General features: G+C 60.4%; 25 protein-coding genes. 17 read left to right on the top strand and 8 right to left on the bottom strand.

All coding sequences use genetic code 11. From position 1 onward, the window contains the following. Positions 1-208 precede the first annotated feature (208 nt). Positions 209-1036: a hypothetical protein gene (locus tag ACESMZ_RS13770; RefSeq protein ID WP_372956672.1), complete on the top strand. Its 828-nt coding sequence runs from the start codon at positions 209-211 to the stop codon at positions 1034-1036. On the opposite strand, the gene ACESMZ_RS13765 is transcribed toward ACESMZ_RS13770, so the two are convergent. The 3 genes from ACESMZ_RS13765 to ACESMZ_RS13755 form a co-directional block, all read right to left on the bottom strand. Then, positions 987-1901 (bottom strand): diacylglycerol/lipid kinase family protein, encoded by a 915-nt coding sequence (locus ACESMZ_RS13765; protein WP_372956671.1) that lies wholly within the window; start codon positions 1899-1901, stop codon positions 987-989. The two genes, ACESMZ_RS13770 and ACESMZ_RS13765, sit on opposite strands and share 50 nt — an antisense overlap. An 82-nt stretch (positions 1902-1983) precedes the next feature. Further along, positions 1984-2895, bottom strand: a complete 912-nt coding sequence (gene thpD, locus ACESMZ_RS13760) for an ectoine hydroxylase (RefSeq protein WP_372972785.1) — start codon at positions 2893-2895, stop codon at positions 1984-1986. A gap of 228 nt (positions 2896-3123) precedes the next feature. Beyond that, the gene (locus ACESMZ_RS13755; RefSeq protein ID WP_372972784.1) at positions 3124-3972 is read right to left on the bottom strand and encodes a response regulator; all 849 of its coding nucleotides are present in this window, start codon (positions 3970-3972) and stop codon (positions 3124-3126) included. A gap of 351 nt (positions 3973-4323) precedes the next feature. On the opposite strand from ACESMZ_RS13755, the gene ACESMZ_RS13750 reads away from it, so the two are divergent. The 3 genes from ACESMZ_RS13750 (at position 4324) to ACESMZ_RS13740 (ending at position 7436) form a co-directional block, all read left to right on the top strand. Continuing rightward, complete coding sequence (locus ACESMZ_RS13750; protein ID WP_372972783.1) at positions 4324-5085, top strand: Crp/Fnr family transcriptional regulator; 762 nt, start codon at positions 4324-4326, stop codon at positions 5083-5085. Positions 5086-5325: 240 nt separating this feature from the next. Beyond that, on the top strand, positions 5326-5991 hold the full coding sequence (locus tag ACESMZ_RS13745; protein ID WP_372972782.1) for a hypothetical protein: 666 nt from the start codon (positions 5326-5328) through the stop codon (positions 5989-5991). 128 nt (positions 5992-6119) lie between these two features. Next, positions 6120-7436, top strand: coding sequence for an HD-GYP domain-containing protein (locus ACESMZ_RS13740; protein ID WP_372972781.1), 1317 nt, complete (start codon positions 6120-6122; stop codon positions 7434-7436). On the opposite strand, the gene ACESMZ_RS13735 is transcribed toward ACESMZ_RS13740, so the two are convergent. Beyond that, the gene (locus tag ACESMZ_RS13735; protein WP_372956665.1) at positions 7414-8631 is read right to left on the bottom strand and encodes a serine hydrolase domain-containing protein; all 1218 of its coding nucleotides are present in this window, start codon (positions 8629-8631) and stop codon (positions 7414-7416) included. The genes ACESMZ_RS13740 and ACESMZ_RS13735 overlap by 23 nt on opposite strands. 149 nt (positions 8632-8780) lie before the next feature. Here ACESMZ_RS13735 and ACESMZ_RS13730 point away from each other — a divergent pair, with 149 nt between their 5' ends. Together ACESMZ_RS13730 and ACESMZ_RS13725 are read left to right on the top strand one after the other, a co-directional pair. Then, positions 8781-9056, top strand: coding sequence for a hypothetical protein (locus ACESMZ_RS13730; RefSeq protein WP_372956664.1), 276 nt, complete (start codon positions 8781-8783; stop codon positions 9054-9056). Positions 9057-9128: 72 nt separating this feature from the next. After that, positions 9129-10190: a PA0069 family radical SAM protein gene (locus ACESMZ_RS13725; RefSeq protein WP_372956663.1), complete on the top strand. Its 1062-nt coding sequence runs from the start codon at positions 9129-9131 to the stop codon at positions 10188-10190. A gap of 17 nt (positions 10191-10207) precedes the next feature. Here ACESMZ_RS13725 and ACESMZ_RS13720 read toward each other — a convergent pair whose 3' ends face one another. Next, positions 10208-10990 (bottom strand): TSUP family transporter, encoded by a 783-nt coding sequence (locus ACESMZ_RS13720; protein ID WP_372956662.1) that lies wholly within the window; start codon positions 10988-10990, stop codon positions 10208-10210. 110 nt (positions 10991-11100) lie between these two features. Here ACESMZ_RS13720 and ACESMZ_RS13715 point away from each other — a divergent pair, with 110 nt between their 5' ends. From ACESMZ_RS13715 to ACESMZ_RS13695, 5 genes are all read left to right on the top strand, one after another. After that, positions 11101-11721 carry a YqaA family protein gene (locus ACESMZ_RS13715; protein ID WP_372972780.1) on the top strand — a complete coding sequence of 207 codons (621 nt, stop codon included), beginning with the start codon at positions 11101-11103 and terminating at the stop codon, positions 11719-11721. Between the two features lie 21 nt (positions 11722-11742). After that, positions 11743-12084: an ankyrin repeat domain-containing protein gene (locus ACESMZ_RS13710; protein WP_372956660.1), complete on the top strand. Its 342-nt coding sequence runs from the start codon at positions 11743-11745 to the stop codon at positions 12082-12084. A gap of 161 nt (positions 12085-12245) precedes the next feature. Next, positions 12246-12674, top strand: coding sequence for an organic hydroperoxide resistance protein (locus tag ACESMZ_RS13705; protein ID WP_372956659.1), 429 nt, complete (start codon positions 12246-12248; stop codon positions 12672-12674). 147 nt (positions 12675-12821) lie between these two features. After that, entirely contained in the window at positions 12822-13241 is a 420-nt protein-coding gene (locus tag ACESMZ_RS13700; RefSeq protein ID WP_372972779.1) for a hypothetical protein, read from the top strand. Positions 13242-13247: 6 nt separating this feature from the next. Then, positions 13248-13865, top strand: coding sequence for a LysE family translocator (locus tag ACESMZ_RS13695; RefSeq protein ID WP_372956657.1), 618 nt, complete (start codon positions 13248-13250; stop codon positions 13863-13865). A gap of 23 nt (positions 13866-13888) precedes the next feature. Here the strand turns inward: ACESMZ_RS13695 and ACESMZ_RS13690 are convergent, their stop codons facing one another. Beyond that, a complete protein-coding gene (locus tag ACESMZ_RS13690; protein ID WP_372956656.1) occupies positions 13889-14236 on the bottom strand; it encodes a DUF488 domain-containing protein in 348 nt (115 codons plus the stop codon). A gap of 231 nt (positions 14237-14467) precedes the next feature. Between ACESMZ_RS13690 and ACESMZ_RS13685 the strand changes: the two genes are divergently transcribed. The 3 genes from ACESMZ_RS13685 to ACESMZ_RS13675 all read left to right on the top strand — a co-directional run bounded on the left by ACESMZ_RS13685 (position 14468) and on the right by ACESMZ_RS13675 (position 16464). Next, positions 14468-14626 (top strand): YqaE/Pmp3 family membrane protein, encoded by a 159-nt coding sequence (locus ACESMZ_RS13685; protein ID WP_091849886.1) that lies wholly within the window; start codon positions 14468-14470, stop codon positions 14624-14626. Positions 14627-14629: 3 nt separating this feature from the next. After that, a complete protein-coding gene (locus tag ACESMZ_RS13680; protein ID WP_372956655.1) occupies positions 14630-15283 on the top strand; it encodes a DsbA family oxidoreductase in 654 nt (217 codons plus the stop codon). A gap of 185 nt (positions 15284-15468) precedes the next feature. After that, on the top strand, positions 15469-16464 hold the full coding sequence (locus ACESMZ_RS13675; protein ID WP_372956654.1) for an NAD(P)H-dependent flavin oxidoreductase: 996 nt from the start codon (positions 15469-15471) through the stop codon (positions 16462-16464). Between the two features lie 119 nt (positions 16465-16583). On the opposite strand, the gene ACESMZ_RS13670 is transcribed toward ACESMZ_RS13675, so the two are convergent. Continuing rightward, positions 16584-17108, bottom strand: a complete 525-nt coding sequence (locus ACESMZ_RS13670; RefSeq protein ID WP_372956653.1) for a PadR family transcriptional regulator — start codon at positions 17106-17108, stop codon at positions 16584-16586. A 313-nt stretch (positions 17109-17421) separates the two neighbouring features. Here ACESMZ_RS13670 and ACESMZ_RS13665 point away from each other — a divergent pair, with 313 nt between their 5' ends. The 3 genes from ACESMZ_RS13665 to ACESMZ_RS13655 all read left to right on the top strand — a co-directional run bounded on the left by ACESMZ_RS13665 (position 17422) and on the right by ACESMZ_RS13655 (position 20211). After that, positions 17422-18246 carry a helix-turn-helix domain-containing protein gene (locus ACESMZ_RS13665; RefSeq protein WP_372956652.1) on the top strand — a complete coding sequence of 275 codons (825 nt, stop codon included), beginning with the start codon at positions 17422-17424 and terminating at the stop codon, positions 18244-18246. Between the two features lie 75 nt (positions 18247-18321). Beyond that, positions 18322-19023 (top strand): deoxyribonuclease V, encoded by a 702-nt coding sequence (gene nfi / locus ACESMZ_RS13660; RefSeq protein ID WP_372956651.1) that lies wholly within the window; start codon positions 18322-18324, stop codon positions 19021-19023. A 261-nt stretch (positions 19024-19284) separates the two neighbouring features. Beyond that, positions 19285-20211, top strand: a complete 927-nt coding sequence (locus ACESMZ_RS13655) for an alpha/beta hydrolase family protein (protein ID WP_372956650.1) — start codon at positions 19285-19287, stop codon at positions 20209-20211. A 90-nt stretch (positions 20212-20301) separates the two neighbouring features. Here ACESMZ_RS13655 and yeiP read toward each other — a convergent pair whose 3' ends face one another. Next, positions 20302-20868 carry an elongation factor P-like protein YeiP gene (yeiP, locus tag ACESMZ_RS13650; RefSeq protein WP_372956649.1) on the bottom strand — a complete coding sequence of 189 codons (567 nt, stop codon included), beginning with the start codon at positions 20866-20868 and terminating at the stop codon, positions 20302-20304. Positions 20869-20985 lie beyond the last annotated feature (117 nt).

The raw sequence follows: 20985 nt of genomic DNA, 5'->3' as shown, positions 1-20985 counted from the left end.
ACCTTTCGCCAGCCCCCGGGGCCTGCGGGACCCGGGGGCTGTATCCGCGACACCCGCCCCGGCACTTTCTTTCCGAGCGACCCCGGCCGGGACCCGACTGACGCCCGTCGTCACAAAGCGTTACGCCCCGTTACGGCACCTGCACTGAAGATTAACTACACTCCACTATACTCAGAACAAGCCAGCCTCAATACGGAGGACGCCGGCCATGTCATTCGGCGCCGACCCCATCGCCTGCAATAACCTCAGGGCACTCTTCGACCTGTGCAATGAGCGCTATTTCAATCAGGCATTGCGCCCCGGAGATAACTTTACCGTCCGCTACGGCAACACTGGTCACTCGCTGGCGAGGCTGCGCATCGGCCCCGGAACGCATACGCCCTGCGCAATGGACCTGAGCGCCCGGCTGAAGGATCACCCCCTGGCCCTGCGCAGCATCCTTGTGCGGGAGATGATTCCGATGCTGGGGCGGCAGTGTTATCGGGAAACCGGCGACAACCGGTTTCTAGACCAGGCCCCCCTTTACGGTCACCTGTTTATCGAGCCCGGCATCGGGGCTTTCTTCCTCGCCCAGATGGAGCACCTTAACCTGGCTTTTCCGGAACTTGGCCTTACGGTCAAACCCCGGTTCGGGAGCGGCTCCCTGTTTGACCAGCGTCGCATACCCACCGCCCGGGTGCTGGTGGTTCCGGTGAATGCCCTGGCCAACACGGGTATCATCTATCGCCTGCACGACCGTGCACCAACCGACTGGAAGCGGCTGCGTGAAACCGCCTGGCTGCACCATGGTGCCCACGAGGTGCAGTTACTGAAGGTCGCCGGAGCCCTTGCCGAAACCTGGCCCGTGCTGCGCAAGGACAATCAGCCCAGGGCCAACCAGCGTCCCAGACTGGAAGACAATTTTGACCTGCTGGTTCAGGAGCTGCGGGACCATCGCCTGACTGCGGAACTGAGGGCAACCGATATCGGGACAGAACCAGACACCATCAGCGGGCAGTTTGCCCACTGGCGTCCTGAGGCCTACTCGAGCTACTGATCTCGCCGCTGACCACTCTCAGTCTTCCGGCATTGCAGGAGGCATTGAGTGGCGTTTGCCCAGCCACGTCGCCATCCACTGTCACCGTTTTAAGGTGGCGGGTAATAATGCGACACCAGGGGCTGAGCACTTCGACCACCGTGCCGTTATTTTTCGGTGGCCTGCCCAGAAGGCGGGTCAGTACAAAGGCCATCATGAGATTCGGTATCGACGCAGGCCGGATGGCCATGACAGCCAGTTCTCCGGTGGTAATGCCCGCGCGGGGTATCTCGCTGCCCCCGCCAAAATAGGCACCGTTAGCGACGGCAATCGACAACCACCGCCCTGTGAGCATTGCCTGATCGGTGTGTATGGTGGCGCGGAAGCCCCGCCTGGAAAAGACCCTCCGTATCAGCGACAGGCCGTAGCTGACCTGACCGAGACGCTGCTTGGAGGCCTCGTCGGAGTTGGCGTCCCGTGCCGGCATTGTGCCCAGCCCGACGTGGGCCACATTCAGAAATATGCCATCTTCGTATTCCGCCACATCCACCCACTGGGCATGGTTCCGGGCCACGGCCTCACAGATGGCTTCCGGCGTCTCCTCGATACCCAGGTTGCGGAAGAAGTCATTGGCAGTACCGGAAGGCAGCACCGCCAGGGTCGCACCAGTATCCAGGCAGATTTTTGCAGCGGCGTTGACGGAGCCGTCACCACCGGCGGCGAGCAGGCGGTCTTCGGGGGTCAGGGAAGCCACCCACCCCTGATCCCTGAGATCGCATACTGTGGGGTTGACTATGCCTGCGTCTGCCAGGTGTGCCTTCCAGAACGCCCCGTTTCGTTCGCCGTCTCCGGCGTCGGGGTTCGCCAGCAACCAGTCTGTCATCATGATCCTCCGGAGCCGGATGGCCCGCTACAGGGTGAGTACTCAGGTTAACCCATCCGCCACCCTCCCCGGAGGTGACAATCCGTTAAGGACGGCAGTCAATCAGCGGCCGGGTGTTTTCTCGCTCAGCCAGGTACCAGGGCCGGGGGCGAGTGCCAGCAAACGGCTGTGCCAGGCGGTTTTCGACACTGTTATAGACAAAGAACAGATTGGCCCGGGGCCAGGGCGACATGTTGCGGTTCGATGCGTGCAACGTATTGCACTCGAACAGCAACAGGGAACCAGCCGGCCCTGTGGGTGCCTGGATACCATCGGTACCAGCGAGCTGTTCGATATCCGCCCGCGACGGCAGGCCTACCTGCTGGTGCTTGAGTGAACTGGTCCAGTTCTCATCCGGCGTCCGCCCGACGCAGGGCACAAATTGCTGATGAGATCCGGGAATCAGCATAAGCGGACCGTTGAAGGCGTTGTTCTCGGTGAGCATGATAGAGGCGCTCACCGCTCTCATACCCGGCATGCCATCCTCGCTGTGCCAGGTTTCGAAGTCCGAGTGCCACTCGAACCCGTTGCCACAGAAGCCAGCCTTGCTGTTGATCCGGGACTGGTGAATATAGACCTCGGACCCCAGAATCTGCCGCACCATATCCAGCAGCCGCGGGTCCCGGGTCATGCGGTCAAAGGCCTCAGACAGCTCGTGCATGGCGAACACCGAGCGGATCTCCTTCCGCTCGCTGTCCATCACCACCTGCTCCAGATCGGTGATGTCGGAGCGGCTGGCCATATCCCGCAGCTCTTCCAGGAAAGGCGAGACGGCGGTTTCCGGAAAGAAGCCCTCCATCCACAGAAAGCCGTCTCTCTCGAACCGTTCCAGTTGTTCCCGACCCAGGGGACCGATCTCGCGGGCAGGACCGGTGCTGTGAATGACCGGCTCCTGACGCGGAAACATATCGGGTACGAAATCGTCCCGGGTCGGATAAAAGTCAGTTCTCTGTAACATGATTGCGTTCTCCACATGTCCTGCTGAATGTCAGAAGAACTCCGGTGGACCTGAGCGCCAGCGGAGCCTCCGTCGGAATGTAAAGAAACGTAACACCGGCTTTTTGAGGCAGATATAACACAGGTTATAACTGAGCGGACTGGCGCGCTGACACGGTGCTTGTGACCAAACCTTAACCGGGAGGCAGTGTTCCCGACAGGTCAGGCCGAAGCGATAAGGGAGGAGGATTCAGAACCGGGCGGGCTCGGAAGAGAGGGCACGGCCGACAATGTGGTCCGGTGACTCGGCCACCCGGCGCCGGACGTAGACATCCACCAGCTTCTCGAGCACGAAACGACGGATCGGCTTGTGATAACAGGCCTGCATGCCCGCCTTGAGGCAACGCTCGCGGAACTCGGGGGTGTCATTGGTGGAGATACCGATAATAGGAACGTCCGGCGGCAGGAGTTCGCGCAAGCGGATTTCATGGGCCGTTTCAGGACCATCCAGCCTTGGCATCTGACCGTCCATAAGGATCATGTCCCAGTGCCCTTCCTGCACAGTGCCCAGTGCCTCCATGCCGTCGGCGGCACTGACCGGCTCGATGTTCAGGCGCATTAACTGCTTGCGGAGGATCATCCGGTTGATGGGGTCGTCATCCACCACCAGCACCCGGGGGATGACCGGGGCGCCGGAGGCCTGGTCCCTGTCCTGCTGCCAGGGATCTACAGTGATTTCTCCTGCGGGGGGATTAGCCGCGGTCCGACGCTCACGACGCCGCCGCACCCGTTCATTGCCGAATTGCAGCATCTTGACCCAGAGAATGAGCGCAGCCTCAAGCACCAGAATGCCGCCCACCAGTACAAAGGGGCCATAGACCGGCAATGACGGCTCCGAACCGGCACCACCGGGCGCACTGAGACTGTTCCACACGAGGGCTGGCACGACAGCAGCGGCCACCACCACCAAGTAGCTGACCAGGCGGAATCCACGTGCGTCCTGAAGCCCGGGGATGGCCGTCAGGAAGCGTTTCAGGCCACTCGCCACCGAGAACCAGCGGGCTGAATCAAATACTGTTTTTCTGCGAGCAATTCCCATTGCGTTCCTCCAAGACGGTCATGAGGCATACGGAAGATACCTTTTTCGACCCAAAAAACCGGAGGTGCCTTCTGAACCGGAGACTGAAAGCAGCAGATGTCTGTCGGTCAGGTGAACCGACTGGAACCACGCCACTCTTCTGGCAAGACAACCTGTCCAAACCATGAATTTTGGTCCACTAAAACTAACACCCTGCCACAAGCGACGACATAACATAGGTTATGACAGGTACCAGAGGATGTTCCTTTACCGAATTATGGACCTTTCGTAATAGAGAGTGAAAGACAAAGCCTACAGAATCATGAAGCCGGCACGAAAAAATCCGACCAACAGGAAGTGAGAGGAGTAACCATGACTGCCAGCTGCATCATTCGCCACTTCGAGCACTATGCTGAGCTAGGCGAAAAAGACAGGGAACTGCTCGCTTCCCTGGAAAAAACCCCGAAGGACTACTCCAAGGGCACACTCATCTGGCAGGAGGGCATGGATGCCGACCATTTCTACACCGTGCGCAGCGGCTGGGCCTGCAGCCTCCGGAACATGGAAGACGGCTCCCGTCAGGTGGTGGATCTTTACGTACCAGGGGACGTCGTGGGACTGCGGGATTTTGCCTTTCGCCGGCGTGCTTCCAACCTGCTGACGGTCACCGACGCCAGCTTGTGCCCCTTCCCCAAGCGCCGCCTGACCGACGTGTTCGCCTCATCGCGACTGCTGTGCAACCTGTTCTTCCTGATCGCTGCCCGGGACCAGGCCATCCTGGTGGAGCGTCTGACCAACCTGGGGCGTCGCTCCGCCCGTGACAAGGTCGCCCACTTCCTGCTGGAGATGGCGCACCGGCTGGACAAGGCGTGTGTGGACGTTCATGACTGTAACCACCTGCCACTGACCCAGGTACTGCTGGCCGACGCCCTGGGCCTGAGTACGGTGCACGTCAACCGAACCCTCAACGAGCTCAAGCAGGAATCGCTCACTGCCCTCGGCCCGGATGGCATTTCCCTGCTGGACCGGGACGGCCTCAAGGAAGTCGCCGGTTTTGACCCGGAGTATCTGGACGAAGACGTCGAGAGCCTGCTCAGAAGCATCGGCGCCAGGGCTCCCGGCCAGCAAGCGTGATAGTGTCGGCCGAGGCCAGTGACAGGGAGTGACCCGCAACACTCGGATCATCCAGGGTGATCAACGACTGTACAAATTGTTACCCAGCCCTTACTTTCTGGAACAGACACCGGTGTCATCCGGGTCTAATGTCATAGTATCGGCTGGTTAATGACCAGCCCGGCTATACAAACCAGGCATTACCCATCAACAACAACAAAATCCCGGATAACAACTGATCCGGAATGGGAGTCGTCGATCATGTCAGCACCCGTCGATCATCTTCAGGAACGCCTTCACGATGCCAGTGAATCCATTACTGACATCATGCCCTCCGCCATTACCCTGGCGATGATGCTCCGCCATCGTTCCATGGCCTCCTGGCTGCGTCGCGAATTCGAGGGGTACGCCCCTGAAACCGAGCTGCCCGGCTATCGTCATGACGTCAGCGGACACATCGTTGCCCGCTCGCCCCAATATGGCTGGATTCCGGCACCGGTGGACAAGCACCAGCTGGAGCAGTTCGGGCACCTCGACCTGCGCGAAGGCGTGTCCGAGCTTGAGAAAACCTGTATGCATTGCAAAAAGGGGAATGGTAACCGTATCGCACTGCCGCCCGAACAGCTACGGGACCTGCAGCAGAAGATCAACCTGACCGCCGAACTCGCCATCAACGTCAGCCGCAGCACCTACTGCGACGTTATCGGCACCATTCGCGGCACCCTGTACCTTTGGACTACAGCAATTATCGACTCCGGCCTGGCTGGGGACCACAACTCCTTCAGCCAGAAAGAAAAAGACCAGGTGGCCAGCCTGGACCAGCCGAGCCGCTTCTGGAGGGAAGCCATGGAATCACTGGGACAACTTCCTGTACCCGCGGTACGCGAGGCAGGTTTTCTGGAGCGCATGCTCGGAAGGGCCAGTTAAGCCGGCTCTTCCGTCAGTAAAACTGTGATATCCGCATCAAAAACAGGACCTTTTAACATTTGTTGGCAGCTCGGTAACGGGATCAAACGTATACTGCAGATACATCTTGAGCTGCCGACTGGTCCTGCATGCCGCTGTTTTTCCGCAAGCCGCCAAACCGGAAACGCCTGTCGAAAGTGGTCGCCACCCAGCGACAGGTCGACATCCCCGCCTCACGGGCCCGCATAGGCATGCACGTGGTAGGCCTGGACCGTCCCTGGGAGCAGGTTCCGGTTCTGTTCCAGAGCTTTGTGATTCATAACCCCGAACAGGTGGAGATACTTCGTACCCACTGCCAGTGGATCACTGTGGAGCGAACCGCCTGGACCGAACAGGTCGCCCGGGAGGCCCTGGCACATCTGAAGGCCACCGCGGCAGGCTCCGACTTTGAAGCAAAGCGCCCCCTTGCAGAAGAATTACCCCACGCGATACGCCGTTACCGTGACGCCCAGACCTACATCGACGACCTGTTGGACAGGGTCGCAGACGGCCGGGAGCTGCCTCTGGAACAGGCGCGTACCATTGTGCGCAACTGTATCAACAGCATCAGCAGTAACCCCAACGCCATGTTCTGGCTGACCCGCATACGTCACCGGGACGCCTATACAGCGGAGCACTGTGTAAGGGTGGGAATTCTATCCATTACCTTCGGCCGTTTTATCGGGCTGAGCGAACAGCAACTGGAAACCGTCGGTCTCAGCGGCATGCTCCATGATGTTGGCAAGATGCGGGTGCCCCCCGAAATTCTCAATAAACCGGGAGCACTGAGCCCTGAGGAATGGCAGGTTATGCGCCGCCACGCCGAATACGGGTTTAAACTGCTGACCTCGGACCACCAGGTGGAGCCAGATGTCCAACAGGCAGCCCTGTCTCACCATGAGCGGCTTGACGGCAAGGGGTATCCACAGGCACTTTCCGCGCCTGCCATCAGTCAGTTCACCCGCATGGTGTCGATCGTGGACGCCTATGACGCCATGACCTCGGACCGGACCTACCGTAAAGGTATCCCCACCTCCGAGGCCCTGAGAATCATCTACAAGAACCGGGGCGGCCAGTTCGACGACCTTCTGGTGGAGGCGTTTATCCGCATGATCGGCATCTACCCGCCAGGGTCCCTGGTGGAGCTGCACACCGGAGAGATTGCGGTGGTGCTGGCCACCAGTCCCCGTAACAAGTTACACCCGCTGGTGGAGGTGGTTGTGGACCGTCACGGTCACCCCTGCCGGTCCCGGGTCCTGAACCTGGGCGAGAGCCCGGACGATGACGAGGGTGTGACCTACACTATCCGCCGGGCCTTGCCGGACGGTGTGGCGGGTTTCAGTCTGGCGGAGCACATCCGCCATCAGAGCGATCCTGCCCGGCCCCGGCCCCGGCCCCGGCCCGCTACGAAACCAGAGCCCCGTTGATCATCGCCCGCAGTTCCTCCCGCACCGGGTAGGACGACGACGGAATCAGCTGGGTCATGAACACCATTACCAGCTCTTCCACGGGATCAACGAAGAAGTTGGTGCTGGCCAGGCCACCCCAGCCGTACTCACCCACGGAGCCATTGGTGCGGGACCTGGCCACATCCGTCTTCACGGAGAAGCCGAGACCGAACCCGCTACCTGCGTACGGCGTCTCACTGAATGCCCCGGTGGAGAAGCCCGGCAGGTCCTGATTATCGGGCAGGTGGTTCAGGCGCATGAACTCCAGGGTCTTGCGGCCAATTATACGCTGACCGTCCAGCTCTCCGCCCTGGCACAACGCCTGGGCGAAGCGGAAATAGTCATCTACAGTGGACACCAGCCCCGCCCCTCCCGCCAGGAAGTTCGGCCGCTCGCGATAGCGGGAGGTTTCCGGATCGTCCTGCAGCGTCATCCGGTCCCCTGGCTGATAAAGGTAGCAGGCCGCGAAACGGTCCAGCTGATCGTCCCTTAGCTGGAAGCCGGTATCTTTCATACCCAGCGGCGCAAGGATGTGTTCCCGGAAATAGTCATCCAGTGGCTGGCCGGAGAGCAGTTGCACCAGGTAGCCCAGCACATCCGTGGCCACTGAATAGTTCCACGCTGTTCCCGGATCGAATTCCAGGGGCAGTTCAGCGAGCTGCTCGACCAATCTGTCCAGGGTCAGGTCCCGACTGCCATCCAGCTTCAGGGCCCGATAGGCAGCATCCACGTTACTACGGCACAGAAACCCGTAGGTGAGGCCGGACATATGGGTGAACAGATCCCGGATCGTCATGGTGGTGATGGCCGGCCGGGTGATGAAGTTCGGGTAGATACCGCTGTCGTAGACCCGCAGATGCTTCCAGGAGGGAATGTACTTGTGGACGGGATCATCCAGCAGGAACCGGCCCTGCTCATACAGCTGCATCATGGCAATGGAAGTGACCGGCTTGGTCATGGAATAGATCCGGAACACCGTATCCCGCTGCGCGGCCTTGTTGCGTTCAATGTCCATCAGGCCCTGGGCCTTTACCCAGGCGATCTCGCCACGGCGGGCCACCAGCGTTACCGCTCCGGGGAACCTGCCCGGGCGAATGTAACGTTCATCCAGATGACGGCTGATATTCTCAAGACGGTCCAGGGACAGACCAGCAACAACATTGGATTCTGACATGGGGGTAATCCTGCTGATTGTGGCCGGCTGGCCAGTCCCGGGCACCATACCATTGACCCGCCTTGAACTTTCCGCCACCGGCTTCATTGTTTTTGACAGAAGTCTTCAGATGGGCCAGCTTATGCGATAGCGGCCTGCGGGAGAAGCCCATGCGACTTGTTTTTACACTGGTTCTGATGGTTCTGGCGATCGCTGTCGTCGGTTACGCCCACCGGCAACTGGCGCGCCAGGTTCCCCCCAGCCCCCGCCGGTGGCTGGGTCATGGATTGCTGGCGTTAGTAGCCGTGGCCTTCGGGTGGGCGGTGACCAGCGTCTATATGGGCGCTGAGGAGGGCGGTGGTATCGCCGCCTTCGTAGCGGCCATCGGAGTAGCCCACCTGCCCCCTGCCATCGTTCTGTTCCTCAAGCAGCAGCAGGCTCGCTGACCCGGGTTACGCATACCTCAGGGCATGCTATGATTATCAGTACTGTATATTAAACCAGTATTGGTGATCTCCATGAAAACCCGTGGCACGGCGCTCAACCCACAGAACCGCTTTCAGCCCATTGTGACTGACCGCCAGACGGACGATGGCTGGTACCGAGACCCCGAGGATGAACTCTGCCCGGATTCGCTGGCCACCGAAGTGGTGGACGAAAAGGTGCGCACCATCATAAGCCGAAACCGGTCACCGGATGTGCCCTTTGACCGGTCCATCAACCCCTACCGTGGCTGTGAGCACGCCTGCATCTACTGCTTCGCCCGTCCCACCCACGCCTACTGGGACATGTCACCGGGGCTGGACTTTGAAACCCGGCTTATTGCCAAGCCCAACGCCGCCGACCAGTTACGAAGGGAACTGGACAAGCCGGGCTATGAACCCGCTCCTATCGCCCTGGGTGTCAACACCGACGCCTACCAGCCCATCGAGCGCGTACGGGGTATTACCCGGCAGGTGCTGCAGGTACTGCTTGAATACCAGCACCCGGTATCCATTATTACCAAGGGCGGACTGATCCTGCGGGACCTGGACCTGTTGTCGGAACTGGCCGCCCAGGGGCTATGCTCGGTACGGGTCAGTCTGACCACCCTCGACAACGGCCTGAAACGGATCATGGAACCCCGCACTGCCGCCCCCGCCACCCGCCTGAAAGTCCTGCGGGAACTTTCCGCAGCCGGGATTCCCACCGGGATTATCATGGGGCCGGTCATCCCCTTCGTGAACGACCATGAACTGGAGCGGATTCTGGACGCAGCAGCCGGGGCCGGTGCGACACGGGCGAGCTGGATCATGCTGAGGCTGCCGCTGGAGCTGGACGAGCTCTTTCAGGACTGGCTGCAACGCCATGTTCCCCAGCGGGCGGAACACGTCATGAACCGCATCCGTGACCTGCGGGGTGGCAAGAGCTATCAGGGTACCTTCGGCCAGCGGATGACCGGCTCGGGCCCGTATGCCGACCTGATCCGCCAGCGGTTCAACCGGCAGGCCCGGGCAACAGGACTGAACCAACAGCCGGAACCGGCCCTTCGGACCGACTTGTTCCGGCGCCCCGCCGGAGAGCAGATGGGCCTGTTCTGACCCGATGAAAGCGGCTGTTACAGAAAGGCCTGCACCAGGCCCGCCGCGCTTACCGTGAGCAAGACCACCCCCAGCACCCGGAAAAACACCGGAGTCTCGGCCTGAAGCATCCTCTGGTGTACCTTCAGTCCGATAACATGGCCGACAGCAGCGCAAGGCAACAACCAGAGATGGTGGATCAGCTGCAGGTCCACACCAGCCAGGATAAAGGCCGCCAGTTTGATGAACACCAGGATAAACCAGAGTGCGAACAGGGTATCCCTGAGCTTCTCCTTCGCCACCTGTTGGGCTGCCACAGCGATGATCAGCGGCGCACCGATCAGTGATGTTCCACTGATATAGCCGCCCACCATAAGGAAAATAATGTCCACCACGCGGTTGTTGCTGCGAAATGGCCGGTTGAATATATAGGACAGGGCATAGATCGCCACAATCACGAAGATAATCGCGCTGAGCACCCGGGATGGCAGGGTGATCAGGCCGAATACGCCAATCAGCTTCGGCACGATCATCACCGCCAGCAGGTACCACAGGTAGCGCCAGTCAACGGTGCTTTCACGGCGTTCACCGGCCCTGCGCTCGGCGCCGGTGCGTCGGTTGTTTAGCCAGATGGTCAGCGACGAAAAAACCAGCAGGTGAATGGCGATAATCGGCAGAAACACCAAAGGGCGATCATGTACCAGCAGGAGAAACGGCAGGGACAGGACCGCACCGCCGAAACCCAGACCGGAGCGCACAAACCCGCTCCAGACAAAAATCAGCGCAATAAGGACATATTGGTACGCGACCAGCGACGACATCCGATACAGCTCCCGGGTTATACTCGGCGAAACGGGTGGAAATGATACAGGGATTCTCCTGCGCTGGCAGGGGCCGCCCCCACACATGACGCCAGACAGGATGCCGGCAAATGAGTGAATCGCCCGACAGGAAGCCCGCGAGAACATCCCGTCTTTATCAACTTGGACGTCGTCTCATTCATTCGAAGCATGTGCTCTGGGGGCTGGGGCTTGCGTCGTTCCTTGAATCCATTATCGTCCCGATTCCCCTTGAGACGATCCTCATACCGCTGATGCAGGCGCGCCGCCACCAGCTATTACTGCTGGCGGGTATCGCCCTGCTTGGTTGTCTTCTGGGCGCTACCGTAGGGTATGCTGTGGGTTATTTTGTGTTCGAAGCTGTCGGCCAGCAGCTGGTGGAGTGGGTATCGACACCGGAACAGTTCGAGCAGGTGCGCCAGAGCATGGAAACCCGGGGCTTCTGGTTCGTGCTCAGCGTTGGCGTCATTCCCGTTCCCTTCCAGATCGCCATGCTGGCCGCAGGCGCCACCGGCTTCCCTTTCGCCCTGTTCCTGCTTGCCTCGGCCATCTCACGGGCGATCCGCTACTTTGGACTGGCGCTGTTGGTGTGGATAGCCGGCAACAAGGCCCAGGCGTTGTTCGAGCGGCACAAACTGAAAACCATGGTGGTGATTACCCTGCTGGTGGTGCTCGCCTGGAGCATGTCCATGCTGGGTAACGGATCGCCATAACCACCGATGACGGGAGACACCATGAGCAGTGATAAACCAGCCAGACCAGAGAAACCACAGAATGAACTGGATGAAGACGCCATTGCCTTCGCCCAGGGTATTTTCGAACTCGCCCGCAACGGTGGTACCGGGGTACTGGCCACCCTGCTCGATGCGGGCGTGCCGGTTGATGTTCGCACCAGTGAGGGCGAAAGCCTGCTGATGCTCGCGGTGCGCAACGGCCATACGGATACCGCAAACCTGTTGCTGGAAAGCGGCGCCAACCCGGAACTCAGGGACGCCCGCGGCAATACCGCCGGGGACCTGGCCCGCGCCGGGGGAAATACCGATATGATCCGGTTGTTCAGCCGCCAGCAGGACTGACAGGCAGACCTGCTGGCGGACCATGAAAGTTCACCGTCATTTAACTTGTGCACAATATACTTGCACACACCTTATTTGGCCGTTATGGTGTTTTTTATCTGGCAAGCCACCGGGCACGAGCCAGACAACTTCATATTCCGACACGCAAAAGGATAGGTTCCATGTCTCTGGACAAAGTGCTTTATACCGCTTCCGCTGAAGCCACTGGCGGTCGAGATGGCCGCGCCATTTCCTCTGATGGCGTTCTTGATGTCGCGCTGACCACGCCCCGCGAACTGGGCGGAGCCGGCGGCGAAGGTACCAACCCGGAACAGCTGTTCGCAGCCGGTTACTCGGCATGTTTTATCGGTGCCATGAAAGTGGTTGCCGGCAAGGCGAAGCTCCCCATGCCGCAGGATGCCTCTGTGGAAGGCCAGGTAGGCATCGGGCCCAGCAATGGTGGTTTCGGCATTCAGGTGGAACTGCGGATCTCACTGCCGGGAATGGATAACGACCAGGCAAACCAGCTGATCGAACAGGCCCACCAGGTTTGCCCTTACTCCAATGCCACCAGGGGCAACATCGACGTCACCCTGAGCCGGGTCGACTAACCAGCGGCAAAGCAGGTAGTGCAAAGGGCCACCGCCACCCGGCGTGGCCCTTTTTCTTTTCCGGGCAGGCCCACCGGCAGTCGGTCACCGGGGCGGTGCACCGGCTTCGCCAAATCAGTAAACTGTGCTTTTTACCAAGGAGTTCCCATGCCCTGGATCAAGGCCTTCATCAGCGGTTTTCTCGCGACACTGGTATTCCACCAGGGTCTTTTTACCCTGTTCTGGTTTGCCGGCATGGCTCCGGTTGCCCCCTTTAACCTTTCTCCGGTGCCGCCACTCGGTGTTCCTGCGGTCATATCCCTTGCCTTCTTCGGCGGACTCTGGGGCGTGGCATTGTGGGCCCAGGTGGGGCGGCTGGCCACTCCGGCGTTCTGGGGCCTGATGGTTCTGCTCGGGGCCGCAGGACCCACAGCCGTCGCGATGCTGTTTGTGTTCCCCGTCAAGGAAATCGAGGTTACCGCGCAGAGCTGGGTGGGCGGCCTGATCCTGAACGGCTTCTGGGGGCTCGGCGTCGCTGTTTTCCAGACCCTGCTGGGCGCCCGGCGCGCCACTGAGACCAAAAGGTAAGACACGATGACCCTGACGACCTGGCTTGCGGTGGTGACGATCTGTACGCTCGGTGCCATGTCCCCGGGGCCTTCCCTGGCCCTGGTGCTCAAACAGACCCTGGCCGGGGGCCGGGGCAACGGCATGATCGTGGCCCTGAGTCACGGCATTGGTATTGGCCTCTATGCCTTTTTGAGCATTATCGGCCTGGCCGCCGTGATCACTACCTCGCCCACGCTGTTTGCGGTCCTCCAGTGGAGCGGTGCGGCCTACCTGGCCTGGATCGGTTTCAGGGGCCTGACGGCAAAGCGGGGTGAAACCGGCGACCTGCCAGAAATACCGACGACCGCCAGCGCCGCCCGGGACGGATTCATGCTGGCCTTCCTGAACCCCAAGGTAGCGGTATTCTTTATAGCGCTGTTCAGTCAGGTGGTGGGCCCCGGCACCCCCCTGTTAGCCAAGCTGGCCTATGCAGCCACCGCCATGGTGATCGACATCGGCTGGTATACGATCGTTGCCTGGCTGTTCTCCAGCCCCCGCCTGCTGGCCAGCCTGAAGCGAAACGTGGTGTGGCTGGAGCGGTTTTTTGGCGTACTGCTTATCGCCCTGGCGGGCCGGCTGGTGGCCGGGATTCTGAAAGCCTGAGACCAGGTGGCTCCCGCGGGGCTCTAATCCAGCATGTTCAGATACTGTTTCAGCACCACGGCATTGTTGTGCTCGTCGTCCTTTGCGCTGTACAGCAAGGTGACCGTCTCACGGTTCGCCCGCTCTGCCAGCGGGCGCAGGGTATCCCGGTGGTCTTTCAGCTCCGCCAGGTAACCGCGCCGGAACTCATCCCACGACAACTCCCCGGCATGAAAGTCCTTGCGCAGTTGCGTGGAAGGCGCCACGTCCTTCAGCCACTCGTCGGCTGCCAGGGCTTCCTTCGAGATTCCCCGGGGCCAGACCCTGTCCACAAGCACCCGGTAACCCTTGCTGCCGGACTCGTCGTAAACACGCTCAAGCCTGATTGCCATTACCTGTCCTCCTCTGGCCGTGATGAATCCGGACGCCCTACACGGGCATGACCCGACACACCGTCATGCCTCATGGTTGACCATGAAATCGGTTATTGTCACGGGTGTTTCGGAATTTTAATTACCCCCCGGGGTTTTATTGCTAACCTTCACTACAAGATAGGTAACGTCAGGGACAGCTATCAACGGGCAGGAAGCCAGATGAACCAAATCGTGACAAGGAGCTGACACATGGATCTGATTCGCATTCTGATCGCCATCCTGCTACCCCCGCTGGGTGTTTTTCTGCAGGTGGGCATCGGCAAGCATTTCTGGATCAACATTCTGCTGACACTACTCGGCTACATTCCCGGCATCGTGCACGCGGTGTGGGTCATCGCGAAGAAATAATCCATGAGCCATCTGACTATCGACATTGTGTCTGACATCGCCTGCCCCTGGTGTGCCATCGGCTACGCCCGCCTGAAACAGGCCATGGAAGCCCTGGCCGGCGAGATGACCTTTGACGTTCACTGGCATGCTTTTGAACTGAACCCGGACCCCTCCGCAGACGGCAGGCCGATTCTTGAGGCACTGGCCAGCAAATACGGCCGCAGCCCGGCTGAAATGGAAGCGGCCCAGACAGACATGATGAGGATTGCCTCCGGTCTGGGACTGAACTTCAGCCGTATGCAGGAACGTTACACCCGCAATACATTCGACGGACACCGGCTGGTGAAGTGGGCCGCCGAACATGGCAAGCAAACCGAGATGAAGCTCGCCCTGTTCGACGCCTATTTCGGCCACGCCGAGAATATTGCCGACCCGGATGTGCTTCGCTCACGGGCCGAAAGCATCGGCCTGGACGGCCAGCAAGCCAACGATGTACTGACGTCTGACCGTTACGGCGAGGCAGTCCGCGAGGATGAGGCCTACTGGCAGCAAGCCGGGGTCAGCGCGGTTCCGGCGTTCGTGCTGAACCGTCGCTACATGGTGCCCGGCGCCCAGGAGCCGGACACGCTGGTCCAGTATCTTCGCAAGGCTGCCTCGGCCAGCGGCGAAAACTGATCCGGCTTCTCCCGACATCTATGAAACCAGTTGCACACTTGCCGGACCACTGGTAATTTTGTGCAACTGGTTGCATTAGGGCGCACCCATCCGGGTGAACGCCTTCAGCCACCTGTACCCCTTATTCAAGTTACCGCCGGAGAACCATGCGTGACCCTCGCCGGCGATTTCAGTCAGGAGCTGTTATGTCGTTACCCGATATTCTCAAGGGCCTGTCGCTACCGGCCGTTGCCTCCCCCCTGTTTATTATTTCCAACCCGGACCTGGTTATTGCTCAGTGCAAGGCGGGTATTGTGGGGTCTTTCCCCTCGCTCAATGCCCGCCCGGCCCATGTGCTGGAAGAGTGGCTTGACCGGATCACCACCGAGCTGGCGGACTACAATGCCAGGAACCCAGACAAGCCAGCGGCTCCCTTTGCCGTCAACCAGATTGTTCACCGTTCCAATGACCGGCTCGAACACGACCTGGACCTCTGCGCCAAGTACAAGGTGCCCATCATCATCACCTCCCTGGGTGCCCGTGAGGACCTGAACCAGAAGGTCCACGCATGGGGCGGCATTACCCTCCACGACGTCATCAACGACCGGTTTGCCCGCAAGGCCATCGAGAAGGGTGCCGACGGGCTGATCGCAGTAGCTGCGGGTGCGGGTGGCCACGCCGGCACCCAGTCTCCCTTCGCCCTGGTTCAGGAAATCCGCGAATGGTTTGACGGCCCTCTGCTGCTCTCCGGATCCATTGCCAACGGCAACGCGGTACTGGCCGCCCAGGCAGCCGGTGCCGATCTGGCCTATATCGGTTCCGCCTTCATCGCCACCGAGGAGGCCAATGCAGACCAGGCCTACAAGCAGATGATCGTGGACAGCACGGCGGAGGACATCGTCTACTCCAACCTGTTTACCGGCGTACACGGCAACTACCTGAAAAAGAGCATCGAGAATGCCGGGCTGGACCCCGCCGCCCTGCCGGAATCAGATCCTTCAAAGATGAATTTCGGCTCCGGCAGCGAGTCCAAGAGCAAGGCGTGGCGTGATATCTGGGGTGCCGGCCAGGGCGTTGGTGCCGTCAAGACTGTCGGCAACGTCGATGCCCTGGTGAGCCGCCTGATCGGCGAATACCGTGACGCGCGGCAGCGGCTCGGCCTGACGGAAACTGCCCGCCAACCGGTAACCGAACCCGCCTGATAGCCCATTCGGGGGCCCTGGCCCCCGACCGGTTGCGCACGGCACCGGCCACAGATCCCCGGTTCAGTATCCGCATCCGCCAAGATACCGGACAACGGGGGTCTCACCTCACGGGGAGCTCAGAGGACGCCCAGGGTTTCCCGGGCCCAGTTCAGCCAGTCCTCTTCGGCGGATATGCCCTTGCGCAGAACCTGGTGCTGCAGGCGCTGCCCCCTGGTCGGGTTGTCTGTTGCAAAGTCCCTGGCCTCAATAGCCTGGTAGGTCGCCAGCCGATCCTCGTGCCAGCGAATCAGCCGTTCCAGTTCCTGGCGGACACCGATCGGCCCCAGGACGGCTTCAGCCCTCAGCTTGACCATCAATGCCTCGTTGCTCTCGCCGGAACTGCCTGGTTCCGCAACCCAGCGCTGTAACTCCTCCCGACCGGCAGCCAGGACATGGTAGACCTTGCGTTTGCGGCTGCCATCGTCGCCCTTCTCCTCAACCTCTACCCAGCCGGAATCGGCCATACGGCGCAGCTCCCGGTAGATCTGCTGATGGGTTGCCTGCCAGAAATGACCGATCGAGCGGTCAAAGCGACGGGCAAGCTGATATCCGGTTGACGGTTTCTCGAGAAGCGAGGTGAGCAGGGCATGTTGAATGGACATGGCGGGATTCTATCCGCAAAGCACTCCCACGCCAATGGTCCGGGGCAAGGCACCGTCACCGTGATGGCAACCACGCCAGAAAAGGTAACGCGACACGCCAAATGAGGTGATGAATCGCATGTCGCTATCTTTGCATCCGGGCACCACTGTGATCCAGTTACACCTGAGTGCCAGATCGTGAAAGCCGGTTCAGCGGTGGTGGTCTAGAGTCCGGTTACAGCGGTCAAGTGGCAATCCAGAAGGCGTCCGTCGGCACAGGAACACCATGACCAACAAGAGTAACCCAGCCAGTCCCTGCCGGAGAGCGCCCCGAATGCTGCTCGGCGCCCGGGAGGTGATCTTCCTCGGCACCTGCTGCAGTCGCCAGGAGGTCTATCGCACCACCCAGGAGCAGATGCTGGTGTGCCTTCAGGGCACCATGACTGTCCAGCCACGGGAAGGCAGCCCGGTTATCACCAGAAGCTGCCTGATTCCGCCGGGGGTTCTGCTGGACCGGCACCGGATCGACATGCGCAACGCCGTCATGGGTATCTGTTTTCTGCCGCCCTTCTCCCAGACCTACCCGGCACTGGCCAGCCTCATGACCTCCCTGGGCGAAGGTATGTACTGCCACCACCCGGAAGAAACCAGGGTGATCGAGACCATGAAGGATGCCCGTAACCGGGCAGACATTACCGCCGGGACCGCAAGCACAATGATCCATAACAGCCTCATACCGGAGAGGCTTCAAGGGCTTGTTTTCCGGGAATTCGATCCGCGGGTCCTGGCGGTGGCGCGTCGTATCCGGACCTCGCTCCCTGATACCCCCACCCTGGCTGACCTGGCCCGGGAGGTGCAGCTCTCAGAATCCCGGCTGGAGAAGCTTTTCAAGGAACAGGCCGGACTACCCATCACCCAGTACCGGGTCCGTTACCGGGTCTTTATCAGTACCATCATCATGGCACTGGGGTATTCGGTCACAGAGGCCGCCCTGCTGGCAGGGTTCGCGAACTCGGCCCATCTGTCACGGTGTTATCGCCAGGTGAACGGCCTGTCCCCTTCGTCCACGTTCCTCCATCCACCCTGCCTGGACCCGTTACTGAGTGAATCGGCCACGGACCTGGTCGCCCCACTGCTGGAAGGTCAAGCAGTCACCTGAGGGCATAAGCGGCGCTCTACAGATCCTGGCTGAGCCTGCTATTCTGAGGTTGCGGTTTAAGGAGAGGGAGGAACGGTGCCAAATCCCACGGAAAACTGGAGCGAACTCAGTCCACGTCAGGCCATCGAGTTACAGAAGCAGATGGCCAGCCAGGTGATCCTGCAGGACGACCTGCCGGAAGTAACGACGGTAGCAGGGGTGGATGTGGGCTTCGAAAACCGGGATACGGCACGAGCTGCCATCGTGGTGCTCCGCCTGACGGACCTGGAGCCACTGGACTACGCCATCGCCCGACTACCCGTCACCATGCCCTATATTCCCGGCCTGCTGTCGTTCCGTGAGTGCCCGGTAATCCTGGAGGCCCTCGCCGAACTCAGGGTGCAGCCGGACCTGTTACTGTGCGACGGTCAGGGCATCGCCCACCCGCGCCGGCTTGGCGTGGCATCCCATACCGGCATCCTCACCGGCTTACCGACCATCGGGGTCGGGAAAAGCCGCCTGACCGGAAACCACGGCCCGGTACCGGAAGAAAAGGGCGCCTGGGTGCCGCTGAAAGACCAGGAGGAAGTGATTGGCGCGGTACTGCGGACCCGGGTTGGTGTAAAACCCCTTTACATCTCCCCGGGCCACCGGATCAGCCTGCCAACGGCTATTCGCTACGTCATGGCCTGTGTGACCCGTTACCGCCTGCCCGAAACCACCCGCTGGGCTGACGGTGTTGCTTCGGCGCGAGGCCAGCGCTGGCTGGAACAGCTCCGGTATCTACCCGGGCGCTGAGCCCGGGATGCGACCTGAGTCTCCCACGACTTGGGAGTCTGATTACAATTTCTACACCCGCCCCGGAAATACGATACCTGACCTGTCTCTCTGAGCGATTTTTCGAAGCTCAGACAAGCCCCGGGGATCGATTCGTGACCCGGTTCCGTTGAGGTGCCAATTTGTGAAAGCCCCCTCCACCCCTGCGGACTACTGTGACCGGGGGAGTAAGCAGTACCCGACAACAATTCACAAAAAAGCACTGCAACAGGAAATAACAATATGTCAGATCAATTTGCCAACAACCCATTGCGGTCTCTGCTGGCCGCAGCGTCATTGCTTCTCTCCGCTTCAGTGTTCGCCGCTGGCGGAGGCGGTTCCGACGGAGGGGATGACGGCTGTACCAGCGACTGTGGTTACGAACGCGGCCCGGATCCCACCGAGTCATTCCTCGAAGCCTCCCGCGGGCCCTTTAGCGTCCGCACCGAGAGGGTCTCAAGCTTCGTGGGCGGCTTCGGAGGCGGCACCATCCATTATCCCACCGGCACCAGCGGTACCATGGCCGCGGTCGTGGTCATCCCGGGGTTTGTCTCCGCGGAATCTTCCATAGAGTGGTGGGGACCGAAGCTGGCTTCCCATGGTTTCGTGGTCATGACCATCGATACCAACAGCGGCTTTGACCAGCCCCCCAGCAGGGCAACCCAGATCAACAATGCCCTGGACTACCTGATCGAACAGAATGGCAGCAGTTCAAGTCCGGTTTCCGGCATGATCGATACCAACCGTCTTGGCGTGATCGGCTGGTCCATGGGGGGTGGCGGCACTCTTCGCGTCGCGTCCGAGGGCCGCATCCAGGCCGCCATACCGCTTGCTCCCTGGGACACGTCCAGCTTCCGGTTCCGGGATATCGAGACGCCTACGCTGATCATCGCCTGCGAGTCCGACATCATCGCCCCGGTGCGTAGCCATGCTGACCCCTTCTATGACGCCATCCCCTCGTCCACTGACAAGGCGTTTGTGGAGATTAACAATGGCAGCCACTACTGTGGCAATGGAGGCAACAGCTATAACGACGTTCTGAGCCGTTTCGGGGTATCCTGGATGAAGCTGCACCTGGACAATGACCAGCGCTACAACCAGTTCCTGTGTGGCCCCAATCACGAACGCGACTGGGACATCTCGGAATACCGGGGCACCTGTCCCTACTGAGACCCGCACTTGTCAGAGACGAGCCGGTACCTGAACCGGCCTTCCTCCGGGGCCATGGTACGCCATGGCCCTTTTCATTCCCTTCCGTTATCAGGCCCGGCCCAGGAATCGGCGCTCTTCCACATTGATGCGGATACGGTCGCCAGTGGAAATATGCTCCGGCACCTGCACCACCAGGCCTGTGGTCAGCCTTGCCGGCTTGGTTCGGGCCGTCGCGGAGCCGCCCTTGACGGACGGGTCCGTTTCCTCGATAGGCAGATCCACCGTCGGCGGCAGGTCCAGCGCCACCGGGGCTTCATTGAGCAGGATCACCATGACACCCTGGGTATCCTCGGTGATAAACAGCAACTCGTCAGCAATGGCTTCGCGGTTCAGGCTGTACTGGGTGTAGTCCTCGGAATCCATGAAGACAAATTCGTCACCATCAGAGTAGGAAAAGGTCGCAGGCCGACGTACCAGGTCTGCCAGGTTGAGCATGTCGGAATCCCTGAAGGTCTCATCCAGCTTGGCCCCGGTCACCACGTCGTACATCCGCATGCGGTAAAGGCTTCCGCCGGCCCGGCCCTGGGGCACAGAACGCTCGATATCCTTTACGAAATAGACACTTCCGTCGTACTCGATGGCCTGGTTCTTTTTGATCTCGCTCGCTTTTGGCATGTAATCCTCTCAATACCGGATGGTTTCAGGTCGTCTATATACCACGACCGGCGGCAAACCCACAGCCCGGCACCCGCCTTCACTCTGTCGCGGATATAACCACGACTTTGCCTTATA

This window comes from Marinobacter sp., from assembly GCF_041690615.1.
Classification (GTDB): domain Bacteria; phylum Pseudomonadota; class Gammaproteobacteria; order Pseudomonadales; family Oleiphilaceae; genus Marinobacter.
The sequence above is the reverse complement of the archived record's forward strand: the minus strand, read 5'-3'. Positions and strand labels throughout refer to the sequence as shown.

What these genes read in the sequence shown, in the direction of transcription:
- ACESMZ_RS13770 (WP_372956672.1), top strand. Translation starts at nt 209, where the DNA reads ATGTCATTCGGCGCCGACCCCATCGCCTGCAATAACCTCAGGGCACTC.
- ACESMZ_RS13765 (WP_372956671.1), bottom strand. Translation starts at nt 1,901, where the DNA reads ATGATGACAGACTGGTTGCTGGCGAACCCCGACGCCGGAGACGGCGAA.
- thpD (WP_372972785.1), bottom strand. Translation starts at nt 2,895, where the DNA reads ATGTTACAGAGAACTGACTTTTATCCGACCCGGGACGATTTCGTACCC.
- ACESMZ_RS13755 (WP_372972784.1), bottom strand. Translation starts at nt 3,972, where the DNA reads ATGGGAATTGCTCGCAGAAAAACAGTATTTGATTCAGCCCGCTGGTTC.
- ACESMZ_RS13750 (WP_372972783.1), top strand. Translation starts at nt 4,324, where the DNA reads ATGACTGCCAGCTGCATCATTCGCCACTTCGAGCACTATGCTGAGCTA.
- ACESMZ_RS13745 (WP_372972782.1), top strand. Translation starts at nt 5,326, where the DNA reads ATGTCAGCACCCGTCGATCATCTTCAGGAACGCCTTCACGATGCCAGT.
- ACESMZ_RS13740 (WP_372972781.1), top strand. Translation starts at nt 6,120, where the DNA reads ATGCCGCTGTTTTTCCGCAAGCCGCCAAACCGGAAACGCCTGTCGAAA.
- ACESMZ_RS13735 (WP_372956665.1), bottom strand. Translation starts at nt 8,631, where the DNA reads ATGTCAGAATCCAATGTTGTTGCTGGTCTGTCCCTGGACCGTCTTGAG.
- ACESMZ_RS13730 (WP_372956664.1), top strand. Translation starts at nt 8,781, where the DNA reads ATGCGACTTGTTTTTACACTGGTTCTGATGGTTCTGGCGATCGCTGTC.
- ACESMZ_RS13725 (WP_372956663.1), top strand. Translation starts at nt 9,129, where the DNA reads ATGAAAACCCGTGGCACGGCGCTCAACCCACAGAACCGCTTTCAGCCC.
- ACESMZ_RS13720 (WP_372956662.1), bottom strand. Translation starts at nt 10,990, where the DNA reads ATGTCGTCGCTGGTCGCGTACCAATATGTCCTTATTGCGCTGATTTTT.
- ACESMZ_RS13715 (WP_372972780.1), top strand. Translation starts at nt 11,101, where the DNA reads ATGAGTGAATCGCCCGACAGGAAGCCCGCGAGAACATCCCGTCTTTAT.
- ACESMZ_RS13710 (WP_372956660.1), top strand. Translation starts at nt 11,743, where the DNA reads ATGAGCAGTGATAAACCAGCCAGACCAGAGAAACCACAGAATGAACTG.
- ACESMZ_RS13705 (WP_372956659.1), top strand. Translation starts at nt 12,246, where the DNA reads ATGTCTCTGGACAAAGTGCTTTATACCGCTTCCGCTGAAGCCACTGGC.
- ACESMZ_RS13700 (WP_372972779.1), top strand. Translation starts at nt 12,822, where the DNA reads ATGCCCTGGATCAAGGCCTTCATCAGCGGTTTTCTCGCGACACTGGTA.
- ACESMZ_RS13695 (WP_372956657.1), top strand. Translation starts at nt 13,248, where the DNA reads ATGACCCTGACGACCTGGCTTGCGGTGGTGACGATCTGTACGCTCGGT.
- ACESMZ_RS13690 (WP_372956656.1), bottom strand. Translation starts at nt 14,236, where the DNA reads ATGGCAATCAGGCTTGAGCGTGTTTACGACGAGTCCGGCAGCAAGGGT.
- ACESMZ_RS13685 (WP_091849886.1), top strand. Translation starts at nt 14,468, where the DNA reads ATGGATCTGATTCGCATTCTGATCGCCATCCTGCTACCCCCGCTGGGT.
- ACESMZ_RS13680 (WP_372956655.1), top strand. Translation starts at nt 14,630, where the DNA reads ATGAGCCATCTGACTATCGACATTGTGTCTGACATCGCCTGCCCCTGG.
- ACESMZ_RS13675 (WP_372956654.1), top strand. Translation starts at nt 15,469, where the DNA reads ATGTCGTTACCCGATATTCTCAAGGGCCTGTCGCTACCGGCCGTTGCC.
- ACESMZ_RS13670 (WP_372956653.1), bottom strand. Translation starts at nt 17,108, where the DNA reads ATGTCCATTCAACATGCCCTGCTCACCTCGCTTCTCGAGAAACCGTCA.
- ACESMZ_RS13665 (WP_372956652.1), top strand. Translation starts at nt 17,422, where the DNA reads ATGCTGCTCGGCGCCCGGGAGGTGATCTTCCTCGGCACCTGCTGCAGT.
- ACESMZ_RS13655 (WP_372956650.1), top strand. Translation starts at nt 19,285, where the DNA reads ATGTCAGATCAATTTGCCAACAACCCATTGCGGTCTCTGCTGGCCGCA.
- yeiP (WP_372956649.1), bottom strand. Translation starts at nt 20,868, where the DNA reads ATGCCAAAAGCGAGCGAGATCAAAAAGAACCAGGCCATCGAGTACGAC.